Raw genomic sequence first — 16,820 nt, 5'->3', positions numbered from 1 at the left:
AAAATTATTTTTGTCTATAAATATTTATAGAATAAAATTCATTATTTGTGTATTTTTATCTATAATTACGGAAAATATTAAATTAAAGAAATGAAATTAATTTGGATATATAGAATTCTTTCGCCTAAATTTGTCCTCAGAAATAGTTCATTAAAATTTACATTTTATCAAGAAAAGTGGAGGGAAATGGCCCAAAGAAACTTTAGCAACCTGATTAATGAATCAAGGTGCTAAATCCATCCTTATAGGAAAGATGAATAAAAACTACTGTAAACCAATCTTCAATAATATTCTTTATTCAAAATGGTTCAATTGTTTTTATGCGATTGAACCATTTTTTTTCTTCACTTTTCTTTGGTAAATAATTAAAAACAAAACAAATAAATGAAAAAAATAAATATCGGATTGTTCGGATTTGGAGTTGTAGGAGAAGGAATTTACAAGGTATTGGAAGAAAAACCACAATTGAATGCTGCAATTAAAAAAATTGTAATTAAAGATAATTCTAAATCTAGAAATGCTCCGTCTGAATTATTTTCGACTAATGCGGATGATATTTTAAATGACGATGAAATAAATGTTGTTGTTGAGTTAATTTCGGATGCTGATGCGGCACATGATATCATTATAAAAGCGTTCAATAAAGGTAAACATGTGGTAAGTGCAAATAAAAAATTGATTGCAGATCATCACAAAGAATTATTGGATTTGCAAGCACAAAACAATGTTTCTTTTCTTTATGAAGCCTCTGTTTGCGGGTCAGTTCCGATTATTAGAAATCTAGAAGAATATTTTGATAACGATTTATTGAATTATGTATCTGGAATTGTAAATGGGACAACAAATTACATTTTGACGAAAATGGCGAATGAAAATGAGTCGTATCAAGATGCCTTAAAAGCAGCGCAAGAAAGTGGTTTTGCAGAAGCTGATCCAACGGCTGATGTAGAAGGTTTTGATGCGTCGAGTAAATTAGCAATTATTACGTTGCATGCTTTCGGTAAAAAGATTGATGTTGATCAAGTTATTCGAAAAGGAATTACTTCATTGAAAGTTGAAGATTTTAAATACGCAAAAGAAAAAAATTATACAATAAAGTTGATTGCTAATTCTAAAATTAATCATCAAACGGGTGAAATTACATCAACAGTTTTGCCAACTTTTGTTGAATTAAATAAAACAATTGCGCTTGTGAATAACGAATATAATGGAGTTTTGATTGGAAGTTCGCTTTCAGATGAGCAATTTTTATATGGAAAAGGAGCAGGGCGTTTCCCAACTTCTTCGGCTGTTTTGAGTGATATTTCTGCGTTGAAATATGATTATCAATATTCGATTCGAAAATATGAAAACAAAGAAGAAGGAGTTTTTAATCAAACAGGAAAGAAGCGAATTTATATCGGTTTTGAGAATCAAGCAGATGATGTTTCAAACATTTTTGATGAAATAGAAGAGCGTTATCAAAGTAAAAATTACAATCACATTGTTGGTGTGATTGATATAGAAAAGCTCAAACAAAAAGAGATTATTGAAAATCCAAAACTTTCGATAATTGCGTTTGAGTAAATTTTTGTGATTAAAAAGCCTCAATTAACATTGAGGCTTTTTTTTGTAAATCTAAAAATTAAGGTTTTTGTAAATACTTTTTCAATAAAAGTTTTAGTGGTTTATTTTTAATTAATCCAGCATAAGTCATTTCAATTTTAAAATCTTTTGAGATTAAAACCCAATATGGATAACTAATTTGTTCGTTTTTATCAATAAATTCTTCCAAAAATGGATGAGTTTTTTTATTCGATTTAGGTTCATATTTTTTGTTTAAAAAGATAATAGATTCATTTGTTTCTGCTTCAAATTCAATAAAATAAATGTCATTATTTAGAATTTGAAGTAATTCTTTATCCTTTTTTAATTGTTTCTTTTGAATCATACAGTAACTACACCAATTTGTCGAAAAATAAAGTAGAATTGGTTTAGGATTTTCATTAGAAATTGAATTAAATTTTTCTAATGAAATCTGTGCTTGGAGATTCAATGATGATAAAATGAATATGAAGTACCAGATTTTCATTAACGTAAATTGTATCGAACACCTATAAAACCTCTTGTTCCCTGCATAGGTGTATAGCTGTAATCATTTGGTTCAAAAATAACATCGTTTCTTCCTTTAGGAGGAGTAACGCCATTTCCAGGTTCTCCGAATGGGTCCCACCAACGAGCAATAACATCGCCTTTTGGTAAAACATTAAAAATATTTTTGATTCCACCATAGATTTCAATATTATTCTTAAATGATTTACTTAATTGAATATTTGCAATAACAGTTGGTTTTGAATATTCTGGTCGATAATCATTTTCTACTTGAGGTAATTTCATTTTGTCATTATAATTGGCGGTTAAATCAACAGTAAAACCTTTTTTGAATGTATAACTTGCTAAGAAATTTCCAGACCATTTTGGTGCATGATATTGAACTTCTTTTTCTCCATCTTCTTTTTTGTATACATCCATATAGGTTGCGCCAAGCATTATTTTTAGAGGAAAGTCAAATGTTGCATCTATGTTTAAAGAAACTCCTTGAGATATTGCGTGTCCATCTAAATTGTCATAGATAATCTTTGTTTCGTCAGTATCTGTATCAGCAATAATTTTGTTTGTGAAATAAGAATAGAATGTTGTAAAATCAAAGTTTAAAGCGGTGAAAGAAGTTGGTAGTTTGAATACATAATTAATATTTCCATTATATGATTTTTCAGGTTTTAATTCATTTTCAAAAACTACTTGTCTAGCTCCAGTTAATGCACGATGATCTTCTGTGAAGACATTCACAACACGAAATCCCGTACCAAAACTTGCTCTTAAAGTATGATGAGATGAAGGTGAAAATTTGTATGCAATTCTTGGAGAATGTATTCCTTTATGTGTTTTATCATAATCAAATCGATAACCAAGTAATAATTTGTTTTCAGAATTTAATGTCCATTCGTCTTGTACAAAAATACCAGGAATCTGTGTATTCATTGGGTTATTCTTGATTAGATTATTATCCTCATCATATTCTCCAGTACCTCTTGTGTTATCATCATAATAAGTATATTTAAATGAAGATCCTAAAAGTAAGCTATGTTGTCCAATTATCTTATCCCAATAAGCTTGAGCAAAAATAACTTGTTGTTTTCCTTGATAAGATTCTGGACCATAAAATGAATTCTGTTGATGAAAATTATAAGAAAATTGAGTCATTATTTTTTCTTTTATAGGTAATTGATACATTCCTATCGCTTCAAAACGATTTGTCATAATACTTTCGGCATAAACTTCGTCACTTCCTCTGTGTAGTTTTCTTTTCCAATTCATTTGACCTCCCCATCTATCTTCGTATAAATAACGTAAAGCAACTGATGCTGTTCTATTTTTTTGACGTTCAAAATCAAATTTATTGAATAACGTGATGCGATCTTGTAACGTTACATCCGTAAAACCGTCGTTATTTTTATCTTTCTTATTACCATATTTAAAGTAATTAAAACCAAATAAACTATTTACCTTTTCTCCTAAATTGTATTTGTATCCACCATCAAGATTGGTTTCCAACCAAGAAGTTGTAAAAGCATCCAAAGATAATTTTGGAGCAGATTTAGGAGATTTCGTAATTACATTAATTATACCACCCATGGCTTCTGTTCCATAAAGGGAAGATGCTGGTCCTTTTACAACTTCTATTCGTTCTACCAAAGAGTTCGGAATTCCGCTCAAACCATAAACAGTAGATAAAGAAGAAACAATTGGCATTCCGTCAATTAAAATCATGGTATATGGACCTTCCATTCCGTTAATATGAATATCACCTGTGTTACAAACATTACAGTTTAGTTGTGGTTGAACACCATTTATTAATTGTACAGCGTCAAATAATGAAGGTGTTGGATTTTTTTGAAAAAACTTTGGTGTATAGATTTCAATTGGAACTGGACTATCAGATTTTCTTACAGCTTTCATTGTTCCTGTAATTACAATCTCATCTAAATTTTCTGAAGAATCTTCCATATAAATAGAATCTTTTTGTTCCTGAGCATTTGATAGAATGGAGGTTAAGGTGATGAATAAATAAAATGTTGTTTTCATGTTAAGTAAAATTTATAATCAAATTAAAAAGTTAGACAAATCTAACAAAAATATTATTAAAAATGAATTTTTAAATTTTACTTAATTTTCAACTATATTTGTTTCCATGAATTCATTGGTCGAAGAAAATTACCTAAAAGCATTATTTCATCTTTCTGAAAATGGGAAAGGAGAAGTGAATGTGAAGGATTTGAGTAAGCATTTGGAAATAAAAATGCCTACTGTAAACAGTATGATGAAAAAATTAGCTGAAAAAGAATTGGTGATTTATGAATCGTATAAACCACTTCGGTTATCTGATAAAGGAATTCTGAAAGCTTCTTTGATTGTAAGAAAACACCGATTAACAGAGATGTTTTTGGTAGATAAAATGGGATTTGGTTGGGAACAAGTTCATGAAATTGCTGAGCAAATAGAACATATTCAAAGTCCAATTTTTTTCGATAAAATGGACGAATTATTGAATTTTCCTAAATTAGATCCGCATGGTTCTCCAATTCCAGATAAAAATGGAAAAATAGAAATTATCAATTACAAAAAATTGGCCGAATTTAAAGAAGGTGATAAAGTAGAAATATGCGCTGTTATTGGTTCTTCGGATGAATTTTTGAAGTATTTGAATTCAAAAAATATTCATTTGAATGATGAAATTGAAATCATTTCTGTTGAAGATTTTGATGGAACAATGAAGGTTAAATTTCTAAAATCAAATGAAATTGAAACATTTAGTAATCATGTGACTTCAAGATTATTAGGTAGATAATGGTTTTACAGTTTTTTTTATCAATCGTCTTATTTCTCTTTTTTTTAGGGATTGGATTTTTATTTCAGAAAATTTTCCCTAGAATAAACTCAACTATTTCGTTTACAGTTATAAATGGGATGATAGGAGTAGGATTGATAAGTTTTTTAGTAGCATTTTTTCTTCCATTAAACTTCACATACGAAGTAGTATTAATTTCAATTGCTATTTTATCGTTAATTTATCATAGAAACGAAGTGAAAGTAAGTTTGTTGAAACTGAAAAATATATCGCGATATTTTTATGCTTTTACTTTTGTTGGATTGTTGGTTGCAGTTACATATCCTTTTATTTTAGATCATTTTGGTTATTATATTCCAACAATAAAATGGTTAGACTTTGCTGGTTTTGTAAAAGGTCTTTCCAATTTTGAATGGGTTTTGGCACAAAATAGTTTCTGGCATATTTTGCAAGCTTCGATTAACGAAACATTAGATATTTATTATCGATTGAATTTTTGTATATTTTTAATCTTCAATCTCTATGTTTTTGAATTGAAGCAGAAAAAACTACTCATTTTTAATCTCATTTTTTTATTTTTTCTAAATACTCCTTCGCCAGATCTTCCTGTTTTTGTTCTTTCGATTCTATTAATCAATGAATATTTACGTTATAAAAATAAAGCATCTGATTACCTTTTTTACGCTACTATTTTATTTGTAATTAAACCAATAAGTATTATTTTAATTTTGTTTTTTGGAATTGAATATCTAAGAAATAAAGAATACAAGAGTTTAAAAGATAAGAATTTATTTTTACTCGTTTTTATTGCTTTATTATTCTGTTGTAAAGGAATAATTGTTTCAGCAAATCCTTTATTTCCTTTAGAATTTTCTTCAATAAATAGTTTGAAATGGGCTTCACCACAGCATTTATATGAACTATCTGCACAGAACGGAAAATTTATTCCACTTAAAGATTCGTTTACGTTTGAAGAAGTAGCTAGAATGAATACAACTGAATATTTTCAAGCTATTTTTTTTCAATCATCTTCTCGAACAATAATTTTTCTTTTAATTATTTGTTTAACAATTTTCAATTTGTTAATAGGCTTCTATAAAAAGAATTATTTTATAAAATCGTTAATATTCTGTTGTATAGTGAAATTATTAATAATATTAATTTTTTCTAATCAATTTAGATTTTTATTAGATGTATTAATTATTGATTTATTAATTATTTTTAAATTAGTTAACTTAAAAATATTTAATAAATATTCAGAATTATTAAGTTTAATATTTGTATATATTACTTCATTTATTTTAATATTTTCTATTTTTAAAGGTGATTATTTCAAAAATATTAAATCATTTTCTTATATAAGAAGTATAAATTTTGATCAAATTTTAATTCCAGGAAATTATAAAGAAAATGAATTGAACATTAATAATTTAAATATAAGTAAAACCAAATTAGAAAAATTTCTACAATATCAAATTTATCTACAACAAATTGATTCTACTGATGTAAAAAAAGGCTTTTATTTTGAAAAAATGGACAGAAAAAAAAGAGAGAAGATTTTAAACATTTTGAAAGAAGAACAAAAAAAGCAAGTTAAATAACTTGCTTTACTATTATTCTGCTTTTCCTTTTATTCTGAAAATTTTTCGAGAAGAAACTGGATCGTTAGATGTAATTGTTACAGATTTATTAAAATCTCCAGTCACAGAACCACTTGAATATTTAACAGTAATATCCGCAGATTTTCCTGGTTCGATAGGTGTTGTAGGATATTCAGGAACTGTACATCCACAAGATCCAACAACGCTTTTAAGAATTAAAGGTTTATCACCAGAATTGGTTACTTTCATCTTAGCTGTTACTTCAGTATTCAACTTTATATTTCCAAATTGAATTTCTTCTTTTTCTAAACTAAGTGTTTGAGCAAATAAACTTGTAACGCCTAAAGCAAAAGCACCTAAAAACATTAATTTTTTCATGACGATAATTAATTTATAATCAAATGTACAAAAGAATTTTACTTTAAATAAAATTACTTTCGAATTTATTACAAATAACATTCCAATTTTATAATATATATTTAATATACTAGGCAGTTTAAGGCAGATTGTGTAAATTTGCCCAAATTTATTTTAAGTCATATATAAATAATGGAAATCGCATCTAAATATACGCCAACGGAAGTTGAAGGAAAATGGTACCAGTACTGGATGGAGAAAAAATACTTTAAATCTACACCAGACGAGAGAAAAGCTTACACAATTGTAATTCCACCACCAAATGTCACAGGTGTCTTACATATGGGACACATGTTAAATAATACGATTCAAGACGTATTAATTCGTCGTGCGCGTATGCGTGGATTCAATGCATGTTGGGTTCCTGGAACTGACCATGCTTCAATTGCAACAGAGGCAAAAGTAGTTGCGAAATTAAAAGAAGAAGGGATTTCTAAATTTGATATTGGTCGTGAGAAATTCTTAGACCACGCGTGGGATTGGACACACAAACACGGTGGAATTATTTTAGATCAGTTAAAGAAATTAGGAGCTTCTTGTGATTGGGATCGTACGAAATTCACAATGGATCCAGATTTATCTGAATCTGTTCAACGGGTATTTATCGATTTATACAACAAAGGTTTAGTTTATCGTGGTTACCGTATGGTCAACTGGGATCCAGAAGCGAAAACTAACATTTCTGATGAAGAGGTTGTTTACAAAGAGAAAAACGGAAAATTATACCACTTAAAATACCAAGTGGTTGGTTCTGATAAATATATTGTGGTTGCTACAACTCGTCCTGAAACAATTTTTGGTGACTCTGCAGTTTGTATTAATCCAAATGACGAGCGCTACGAATGGTTGAAAGGAAAACAAGTTATTGTTCCAATCGTTGGTCGTAAAGTAAATATTATCGAAGACGAGTATGTTGATATCGAATTTGGTACAGGATGTCTTAAAGTTACGCCTGCGCACGATGTAAACGATTACGAATTAGGTAAAAAACATAACTTAGATTTCATTGATATTTTTACAGATGATGCGAAATTGAATGATTTAGGATTAAGTTATGCTGGATTAGATCGTTTCAAAGCGCGTAAAGAAATCGAGAAAGAATTAGAAGAAAAAGGTTTACTTGAAAAAGTAGAAAATTATAATAATAAAGTTGGTACATCTGAAAGAACAGGAGCGGTGATTGAGCCTAAAATCTCTAATCAATGGTTCTTGAAAATGACAGATTTAGCTAAACCAGCTTTAGATAATGTAATGAATGATACGATTAAATTTCACCCAGCGAAATTTAAAAATACGTACCGTAACTGGATGGAAAATGTTACAGATTGGAATATTTCTCGTCAATTATGGTGGGGACACCAAATCCCTGCGTTCTTCTACGGTGAAGGAAACGAAGATTTCGTTGTTGCATTAACAAAAGAAGAAGCGTTACCATTAGCACAAGAAAAAACAGGAAATGCTGCATTAACAATTGATGATTTACGTCAAGACGAAGATGCTTTAGATACATGGTTCTCTTCTTGGTTATGGCCAATTTCAGTTTTTGATGGAATCAATAATCCAGAAAACGAAGAAATTAACTATTACTATCCGACACAAGATTTAGTTACAGGTCCAGATATTATTTTCTTCTGGGTTGCACGTATGATTGTGGCTGGATACGAGTACCGTAACGAATTACCATTCGAAAATGTATATTTCACAGGTATCGTTCGTGATAAACAAGGGCGTAAAATGTCGAAATCTTTAGGGAATTCGCCAGATCCAATCGAGTTAATGGACGAATACGGTGCAGATGCAACGCGTATGGGAATGTTATTAACAGCTCCTGCTGGAAACGACTTACCTTTTGATGTTGAATTATGTTTACAAGGACGTAATTTCGCGAATAAAATTTGGAATGCATTCCGTTTAATTAAAGGTTGGGAAGTAAAAGAAGATTTAGAACAATCATCAGCGCAAGCAAAAGCAGTTGAATGGTTCGAGAATAAATTCCAACAAACTTTAGCGGATATCGAGCATAACTACGATCAATACCGTTTGTCAGATTCGTTAATGGCGATCTATAAATTAATTTGGGACGATTTCTGTTCTTGGTACTTAGAAGCAATCAAACCAACATTTGGTGAGCCAATTGATGCGAAAACATATGCTGCTACAATTTCTTACTTAGAAAATGTATTAAAAGTTTTACATCCATTTATGCCTTTCTTAACAGAAGAAATTTGGCATTTAATTGCTGATCGTACGGAAGAGGAAGCGTTAATCGTCTCTCAATATCCAGAAGTAACTTCTTTCAAAGAAGAAATTATTAAAAACTTCGAGAATACAAAAGAAGCGACTACTGCAATTCGTGGTTTACGTTCAGAAAAAGGAATGTCTCCAAAAGAAGCCTTAGAAGTTTTTGCAGATGCGCAAGCAGCAAGTGAAATTTATGTGGATGTATTCTCTAAATTAGGAAACGTTTCTAACTTCAATACAGGAGATAAACCAGAAAAAGGTTTTGGATTCCGTGTAGGTACGTTAGAATTTATGATTCCAATGTCAGATAATATCGATATTGAAGCTGAGCGTGAGAAATTACAAAAAGAGTTGGATTACAACCAAGGTTTCTTAAACTCGGTTCGTAAAAAATTATCAAACGAAAAATTTGTTGCTGGTGCGCCAGAACAAGTGATTAATGCAGAACGTAAAAAAGAGGCTGATGCATTATCTAAAATTGCTCAAATTGAAGAGCAGTTACAAGCTTTGTAATTTTAATTTAATTTTTAAAATATATGAAAAACCACTCCAAATTTTGGAGTGGTTTTTTTATTGATTTTTTTCGATTAACTTTAATAAAGCCTCAAAAAAGTATAAATGTCAAGCGAATTAAATTACAAAAAGAAAAAGTTGTATTCTGATTTTTTAAACCAAGAAAGAAATATTTTTTTTTGGATACCAGAGCGTTTTATAAATGAAAGTTTGCCTGTTTTGTATTTATTAGATGGCGGAATTAATGAAAAATTTAAGCAAATATCAAAACTAATTGATGAGTTAATTATATCAAATCATATTCAACCATTGATGATTGTAGGAATTGAAAATATTAATCGAAATTTAGATTTTACAAGAAATACATACATTGCAAAAGATAAAAAATGGGTTCCAGAATATGGAAATGCAGAATATTTTGAGAAATTTATTGTATTAGAATTACTTCCTTATATTTCGAAAAATTACTATACAAATAATTCGAAAACTATTGTTGGTGAGTCTTTAGGCGGATTATTGGTAATGGATATATTGTTTTATTTTTCGCATTATTTTGATTCTTATATCGCAATTGATCCTTCGCTTTGGTGGAATAACCACGAATTGTTTGACTCTTATTGTAAAAAATTTGATTTTAATCTGTTAGTAAATAAAAAGATTTGGATTTCAAGTTCTAAAACAGTTTCAATTTCAAAGTTTACTGATCAATTTGTAGAAAAATTGCAAGAAAAAGATAACTTGAAATCAAATTGGAATTATTTACATGATCCTTCTCAAAATCATTTCACAATTTTCAATTCATCAATAGAATCAGCGTTAATATGGACGTTTAAGTAATATTTTTTTGAATGATTCATATGACTTCAATAGGTTTCTCCAACAAGTTTGTCTAAATTTGCAAACCTTTTTAAAAAGAATTAATGCAGTATTTAGAACTACTTTTAATCGGAGTTTTCACAGCTTTTATTGGATCATCCATTCCTGGATTGTTGAATATGACGGTGGTAAAAATTGGGAAACAAGCAGGAACTAAAAGTGCATATACTTTTATGTCTGGAACTGCGGTTACGATTGCAATTCAGGTTTATTTAGCAATTTTTCTAGCAAAATTTATTGATTTTAATGAAGAAGTTACCAAAATTTTTAGGGAAGTTGGATTAGCTGTTTTTGTAATTATTACGATTTATTTTCTCTTTTTTGCGAAGAAACAAGATCAAAAAAAGAAGAATAAAAAGCTAAAACAACAAGGTGATGTAAAACAAAAAAATAAATTCATTTACGGATTATTGTTATCCGCTGTAAATGTTTTTCCTATACCTTTTTATGTGTTTTTAAGCGCAACGTTGGTTTCGTATAATGTTAATGTTTTTGGACAACCAAATAGCTCAGTTTTTGCTTTAGGAGTTGTAGTTGGTTCGATGATTATTTTTGGTCTGTATCTGAAATTTTTTAACTCAAAATCGGAAGAAGATTCATTTATTTTGAAGAATATCAACTATGTAATTGGAGGAGTGACGAGTGTGATTTCTTTGTTAACGATTTATCAGCTTTTTCAATAAAAATTTAATTCAAATTTTGCTTTGGATGGGAGTATTTAACCAAATATTCCATCACTTCATCGCATTCTTTTCCTTCTAAAATATAACTCAAAATATCCTCAATTAATTCATCAATAATTTGAGGATTAAACTCAAATTTTTTAGCCAAATCAATGCAAATTGCCTTTTCATTTTGATGAATATTCAAATCCACAACCATTAACAAAACAGCGTCGTACAACAAAGAAAGTCGATCTGTAAATGTTTTAGGCAACGTAAAATCAAACTTCGTGTTTTCGTTCAGAATATAACTTACATCTTTAGCAGAAAGTTCATGGTATTTGGCAATATCAGAGATAATTTGAATCTCTTTTTCATTCAAATTACCATCACTTTTACCAATAATAAATAAATTTTTGATGTGATTTAATTTGTCAATCAAAGTAAGATTATTTTTCATTTGTTGCTTTTTGGGATTAAAAATACTTAAAATAGTGTTAAATTAACGTTCAAAATTTTTCATGTGCCAGATTTTAAAACGAAAATAGATGAGATTTATGATAAGCAATGTAAGAATAAAGCAAATATTCGTCATCTTACTGTTTATTAGCGAAAAATATATTTAGAAAGAGTTTTTCACATATGAAACCGATTTTAAAAGTCAATTGGTTTTTATCACCTTCAAAATTTCTCAATTATCCCTATAATTCTACAACTCAAAAGGTAATTGATTTTTTGATGAAATATTTTTAAATCTCGGTTCAACGATTTAATTTTATATTTGTTTTATACAACAATCAACGTTATTTTTGTAGTTAAATCTTATAGAATTGTTATCAAAAAAGACAAAATACGGACTAAAAGCAATGGCTCATTTGGCCAGACAAGAAAGTAACAAACCAGTTTTAATCGGACAAATTTCTGAAACAGAAGTTATTCCGAAAAAATTCTTGGAGGCTATTTTATTGGATTTAAAAAAGTTAGGCTTTGTCAATTCGAAACAAGGAAAAGGTGGTGGATATTATTTGGCACGTGATGCGAAAGATATTAGTTTAGCATCTTTGATTCGTGTTTTAGAAGGACCAATCGCGCTTTTACCTTGTGTAAGTAAAAATTACTACGAAAAATGTGATGATTGCCCTAACGAAGGCATTTGTACATTGAATAAGGTGATGGTTGAATTGAGAGATTCGACTTTAGAAATTCTTGAAAATAAATCTTTAGAAAGTTTAAAATAAATCTTTAGCCTGAGTTTTTCAGGCTTTTTTATTGTAAAATTTTATAAGAATGAAGAAAAAAAGTATAACTCTTTTTCGAGAATTCTTCCTAATTTCGAACATTTGTATTTCATGAAAAATAGATCTATACAACAAGAGTTTAAAGAACTTTTAGAACAACGTTCTTTTTCTACGCATCGTTATTTATTGGCGATTAGTGGAGGGATTGATAGTATGGTTTTGTTAGATTTATTCCGTCAAACAGCTGCAAATTTTCAGGTGGCACATTGTAATTTTCAGTTGCGTGAAGAAGACGCAAATGGCGATGAATTGTTTGTGAGAGAATATTGTGGAAAATATAATATACCGTTTCATTCGACTCGTTTTGATGTTGCGGCTTATCAGAAAGTAGGAAATTATTCGGTAGAAATGGCTTGCCGAAATTTGCGTTATGAGTGGTTTGAGCAAGTTCAACAACAAAATCGTTTGGATGTTTTGGTGACAGCTCATCATTTGGATGATAATATTGAAACTTTTTTGATTAATCTTTCTCGTGGAACAGGTTTGAAAGGTTTGGTTGGAATGCAAATTGATAATGGAAAAATCTTTCGTCCACTTTTAAATTTTACAAAAAATGATTTGTTGGAATATGCAAAATCAAATGAAATAAATTGGCGAGAAGATTATACGAATGCGACGGATGATTATACTAGAAATAAGATTCGTCATCACATTACACCAATTCTAAAAGAGCTTCATCCGCAATTTGATGAGAATTTTTTGTCAAGTTTAAATCATATCAATGATAATTATCAAATTGTACAAAATAAAGTTGGAGAAGTTAGAAGTGATTTATTCTCAGGAGATAATCCGATTGAAATTGAAATTTCAGCATTAAAAAAACTTCAACCATTAGAAACATTTTTACATTATTTGTTCGAAAAATATGGATTTTCGTCGAGCAAAGAAATTTTAAAATTTTTGGATGCAGAAACGGGAAGTGAAATAAAATCAGCAACTTATCGATTAATTAAAAATCGAGAAAATTTGTTGTTGCAAAAAATAGAAGAAGAAAATGAAGATGAATTAACGATTTTTGATGAGTTAATTGAAATCAATTCGTTAAATTTGAAGTTCGTGAAATCGATAAATCCACACGAAAACGCTACTGAAATAGTAGACTTTACATCAATTTTGTTTCCGCTTAAACTTAGAAAAGTGAAAGAGGGAGATTTCTTTTATCCAATTGGAATGAAAGGTCAAAAAAAATTGTTGAGTAAGTTTATGAAAGATTTGAAACTTTCTAAGTTAGAAAAAGAGAAGGTTTGGTTGCTTTGTGACCAAAAAGATCAAATTATTTGGGTGGTAAATCATCGTTTGGATGAACGTTTCAAAACGACAGAAACAAGTAAAAACTTTTTAAACATTACAGTATGTTAAAGAAACTTTGGATACTTTTTTTGTTTCCAATTTTAGTCAACGCACAGTTATTTAGTCCTGCAAAATGGTCGAGTTCGGTGAAGGAGGTTGGACAGAATGAGTTTGAAATCGAGGTAACAGGAAAAATTGATAAAGGTTGGCACCTTTATTCAATGAAACATCCTGATGGAGGAATTGGAATTCCAGCAAGTGCATCATTTAAACCAGCTGCAAATGCAAAATTAGTTGGAGGTGCGCGAGAAGTAGGAAAACGTATAGATAAATACAGCCAAATTTTTGAACAAGATGAAAAATATTACGAAAATCAAGTAAAATTTGTTCAAAAAGTAAAAGTTTCGGGTGATAAACCTGTAAATGTATCATACACAATCGAATTTCAGATGTGTGATGCTGAACGTTGTTTGCCACCAGATGAAACAAGCGGAACAATAAAATTAACGCCTTCCGCAAAAGTTGAAGAAACGAAAGAAGAGGCGAAGCCAGCAGATGCTACAGAAGCAAAAGATACAGTAGCAGTAACTGAAATTACGCAGGATTCTGTTCAAGAAGATTCTACAGCAGTTGTTGCGGCAACACAAGATACAATCAAAAAAGTTGATGATTCTTTATTAGCAGATAACGAAAAGAAAGATAATGGTTTATTGAAAATCTTTTCTTTAGGATTTTTAGGAGGATTGGCAGCGCTATTAATGCCTTGTATTTTCCCAATGATTCCTTTGACAGTAAGTATGTTTACAAAACAAAGTAAATCGAAAGGAGAAGGAGTTGGAAAAGCCTTTATTTATGGATTATCAATCATTGTTATTTATGTTGCATTAGGTTTATTGGCGACAGTTATTTTTGGACCATCTGTTCTAAATGAAATGTCAACAAATCCGTGGGTAAATTTAACGTTTTTTGCTATTTTTATTGTATTTGCAATTTCATTCTTTGGTGCTTTTGAATTAACATTACCAAGTAAATGGGTAAATGCAGCTGATAAAGGTGCTGATAAAGGCGGATTAATTGGGATCTTCTTTATGGCATTCACATTAGCATTAGTATCATTCTCTTGTACAGGACCAATTATTGGTTCGTTATTAGTTCAAGCGACGCAAGGAGGAAACTATTATTCATTAATCGTAGGAATGTTTGGCTTCTCTTTAGCATTAGCGATTCCATTTACATTGTTTGCGATGTTCCCTGGTTGGTTAAATTCAATGCCAAAATCTGGTGGATGGTTAAATACAATCAAAGTTTCTTTAGGATTTATTGAATTAGCTTTTGCCTTGAAGTTCTTATCAAACGCAGATTTAGTTTGGCAAATGAATTGGTTACCAAGAGAAATTTTCTTAGCATTTTGGATTGCAATTTTTATCTTCTTAGGATTATATCTTTTAGGTAAATTTAGATTAGAATTAGACTCACCTGTGCAAACAATTGGTGTTCCGAGAATGTTATTTGCATTGGTTTCGATATCATTTGCGATTTACATGATTCCAGGTTTATGGGGTGGACCATTAAAACTATTAAGTGGTTTAACACCTCCAATGACCTATTCTGAAGCGCCACGAGGTTTCCACGAAGGTGTAGGAGGTGGACAAGCAACAGCTAAATTTGATGATCCAAATATGGTTGCTGGACCTCATGGAATTCCTGCATTCAAAGATTTTGATCAAGCAGCAGCTTACGCAACGAAAGTTGGAAAACCAATGTTGTTAGATTTCACAGGGCATGCGTGTGCAAATTGCCGTAAAGTTGAAGAACGTGTTTGGAGCGATGAGCGTGTGAAGAAAATTTTGGCTGAAGATGTTGTTTTAGTTTCGTTATATGTTGACGAAGCAAAAGAATTACCAGAAGATCAAAAAGTATTTTCGAAAGCGTTAGATCGTAATTTGAAAACAGTTGGTAACAAATGGACTTCTTTCGAGATTGAACATTTCAATGCAAATGCTCAACCTTATTATATTTTGGTTGATAAAGATTTGAATCGTTTTTCTAAACCTTTAGAAGCTGAACTTGATGTAGAAGTTTACCTAAAATGGTTACAAGATGGAATCGCGAAGTATAAAGCGAAATAATTATCTTTTATATAGTAGTAAAAACTCCCGCATTTGCGGGAGTTTTTTGTTTATGAATTATACGTGTTAAACTATTCTTTAATAATCTTTTTCGTGTAATTTGAAGTTTCATTTTTCAATGTAACAATATAGATACCTTTTGGTAATGATTTGAATTTTGAATTGATAGTTTTATTCAATTCATCTATATTTCCAATCGAATTTGTGATGACTTTTCCATTGATGTCAATTACACTTAAATTGTATTGTCCTTTTGAATTGTTAAGTGTAATCTTAATGTTTGAGTCATTTTTGATTGGATTTGGAACAATATTAAAATCCGTAGATTTGATACTTTCGTTAGTAGATAAATTAGTTGGATAAACTAGTATTTTAGCGCCATCGAAACCAACAGCATATACTTTTTTAGCATTGACTGGGAAATCTACAAATGTATTTTTAAACGTAACATCTCCTGTACCTAAAACAGAAACAGAAATTAATTCGTCTTCTTCATTGTAAGTTTCGTAAGCAACAGCATTTGCCCATTTTGCAGTTTCAACAGTTAAAAACGTTCCGTTCGTATTTGTTACAATACTAGCACCTTCACCTGTTTTCCCAGAAAGTTTTAATTTGTCTTTGTAAATATTTACATTAAATGAGTTTAAGTAATGCATTACTGGAGAAACTGGTTTTGGATAATTTTTGGATTTGATATACGATTTTGCTTCATCAATCATTTCTTGCGTGACAATGATAGTAACTTTTCCGTAGTCATCAATTTCTTTAGTAACAGGAGTTGTAATCTTCCCCTTGTTAAGAACACTTAAAAGTAGAGTTTTTATTTAATATTATTGTATTATTATTTTGATTAATTTGAAATGTAGGAAAATCATTAGGATTTTTGACCTTACCATATTTCAATA

14 protein-coding genes and 1 riboswitch are annotated in these 16,820 nt (G+C 29.8%); of the genes, 9 read left to right on the top strand and 5 right to left on the bottom strand.

Going from position 1 to position 16,820, the window contains the following annotated elements:
• Positions 1 to 161 precede the first annotated feature (161 nt).
• Positions 162 to 260, top strand: a riboswitch (SAM riboswitch).
• Positions 261 to 384: 124 nt separating this feature from the next.
• Entirely contained in the window at positions 385 to 1,566 is a 1,182-nt protein-coding gene (locus G0Q09_RS13335) for a homoserine dehydrogenase (protein ID WP_219035244.1), read from the top strand.
• Positions 1,567 to 1,624: 58 nt separating this feature from the next.
• Here the strand turns inward: G0Q09_RS13335 and G0Q09_RS13330 are convergent, their stop codons facing one another.
• On the bottom strand, positions 1,625 to 2,071 hold the full coding sequence (locus G0Q09_RS13330; RefSeq protein ID WP_219035243.1) for a thioredoxin fold domain-containing protein: 447 nt from the start codon (positions 2,069 to 2,071) through the stop codon (positions 1,625 to 1,627).
• Entirely contained in the window at positions 2,071 to 4,125 is a 2,055-nt protein-coding gene (locus G0Q09_RS13325) for a TonB-dependent receptor plug domain-containing protein (protein ID WP_219035242.1), read from the bottom strand. The genes G0Q09_RS13330 and G0Q09_RS13325 overlap by 1 nt, the downstream gene beginning before the upstream one ends.
• A 106-nt stretch (positions 4,126 to 4,231) precedes the next feature.
• On the opposite strand from G0Q09_RS13325, the gene G0Q09_RS13320 reads away from it, so the two are divergent.
• The gene (locus tag G0Q09_RS13320; RefSeq protein WP_115000633.1) at positions 4,232 to 4,888 is read left to right on the top strand and encodes a metal-dependent transcriptional regulator; all 657 of its coding nucleotides are present in this window, start codon (positions 4,232 to 4,234) and stop codon (positions 4,886 to 4,888) included.
• Positions 4,888 to 6,489, top strand: a complete 1,602-nt coding sequence (locus tag G0Q09_RS13315) for an LIC_10190 family membrane protein (RefSeq protein ID WP_443093331.1) — start codon at positions 4,888 to 4,890, stop codon at positions 6,487 to 6,489. The genes G0Q09_RS13320 and G0Q09_RS13315 overlap by 1 nt, the downstream gene beginning before the upstream one ends.
• A 12-nt stretch (positions 6,490 to 6,501) precedes the next feature.
• Here G0Q09_RS13315 and G0Q09_RS13310 read toward each other — a convergent pair whose 3' ends face one another.
• Positions 6,502 to 6,948: a DUF1573 domain-containing protein gene (locus G0Q09_RS13310; RefSeq protein ID WP_257468262.1), complete on the bottom strand. Its 447-nt coding sequence runs from the start codon at positions 6,946 to 6,948 to the stop codon at positions 6,502 to 6,504.
• Between the two features lie 90 nt (positions 6,949 to 7,038).
• Between G0Q09_RS13310 and G0Q09_RS13305 the strand changes: the two genes are divergently transcribed.
• The 3 genes from G0Q09_RS13305 (at position 7,039) to G0Q09_RS13295 (ending at position 11,219) form a co-directional block, all read left to right on the top strand.
• Positions 7,039 to 9,660 carry a valine--tRNA ligase gene (locus tag G0Q09_RS13305; RefSeq protein WP_219035240.1) on the top strand — a complete coding sequence of 874 codons (2,622 nt, stop codon included), beginning with the start codon at positions 7,039 to 7,041 and terminating at the stop codon, positions 9,658 to 9,660.
• Positions 9,661 to 9,765: 105 nt separating this feature from the next.
• The gene (locus tag G0Q09_RS13300; RefSeq protein WP_219035239.1) at positions 9,766 to 10,497 is read left to right on the top strand and encodes an alpha/beta hydrolase; all 732 of its coding nucleotides are present in this window, start codon (positions 9,766 to 9,768) and stop codon (positions 10,495 to 10,497) included.
• 83 nt (positions 10,498 to 10,580) lie between these two features.
• A complete protein-coding gene (locus G0Q09_RS13295) occupies positions 10,581 to 11,219 on the top strand; it encodes a LysE family transporter (RefSeq protein WP_219035238.1) in 639 nt (212 codons plus the stop codon).
• Between the two features lie 4 nt (positions 11,220 to 11,223).
• Here the strand turns inward: G0Q09_RS13295 and G0Q09_RS13290 are convergent, their stop codons facing one another.
• Positions 11,224 to 11,658 (bottom strand): hypothetical protein, encoded by a 435-nt coding sequence (locus G0Q09_RS13290; RefSeq protein ID WP_219035237.1) that lies wholly within the window; start codon positions 11,656 to 11,658, stop codon positions 11,224 to 11,226.
• A 370-nt stretch (positions 11,659 to 12,028) separates the two neighbouring features.
• Here G0Q09_RS13290 and G0Q09_RS13285 point away from each other — a divergent pair, with 370 nt between their 5' ends.
• The 3 genes from G0Q09_RS13285 to G0Q09_RS13275 all read left to right on the top strand — a co-directional run bounded on the left by G0Q09_RS13285 (position 12,029) and on the right by G0Q09_RS13275 (position 15,915).
• On the top strand, positions 12,029 to 12,436 hold the full coding sequence (locus G0Q09_RS13285) for an RrF2 family transcriptional regulator (RefSeq protein ID WP_219035236.1): 408 nt from the start codon (positions 12,029 to 12,031) through the stop codon (positions 12,434 to 12,436).
• Positions 12,437 to 12,547: 111 nt separating this feature from the next.
• A complete protein-coding gene (tilS, locus tag G0Q09_RS13280) occupies positions 12,548 to 13,855 on the top strand; it encodes a tRNA lysidine(34) synthetase TilS (protein WP_219035235.1) in 1,308 nt (435 codons plus the stop codon).
• Positions 13,849 to 15,915 carry a protein-disulfide reductase DsbD family protein gene (locus G0Q09_RS13275; RefSeq protein ID WP_219035234.1) on the top strand — a complete coding sequence of 689 codons (2,067 nt, stop codon included), beginning with the start codon at positions 13,849 to 13,851 and terminating at the stop codon, positions 15,913 to 15,915. Before tilS ends, G0Q09_RS13275 begins: the two co-directional genes overlap by 7 nt.
• Positions 15,916 to 15,986: 71 nt before the next feature.
• On the opposite strand, the gene G0Q09_RS13270 is transcribed toward G0Q09_RS13275, so the two are convergent.
• On the bottom strand, positions 15,987 to 16,634 hold the full coding sequence (locus tag G0Q09_RS13270) for a T9SS type A sorting domain-containing protein (RefSeq protein WP_219035233.1): 648 nt from the start codon (positions 16,632 to 16,634) through the stop codon (positions 15,987 to 15,989).
• Positions 16,635 to 16,820: the final 186 nt, after the last annotated feature.

Origin of the sequence: Empedobacter falsenii (assembly GCF_019308355.1) — a bacterium.
In the GTDB taxonomy this organism is placed as follows: domain Bacteria; phylum Bacteroidota; class Bacteroidia; order Flavobacteriales; family Weeksellaceae; genus Empedobacter; species Empedobacter falsenii_B.
This window is presented reverse-complemented; position numbering and strand designations above follow the sequence as displayed.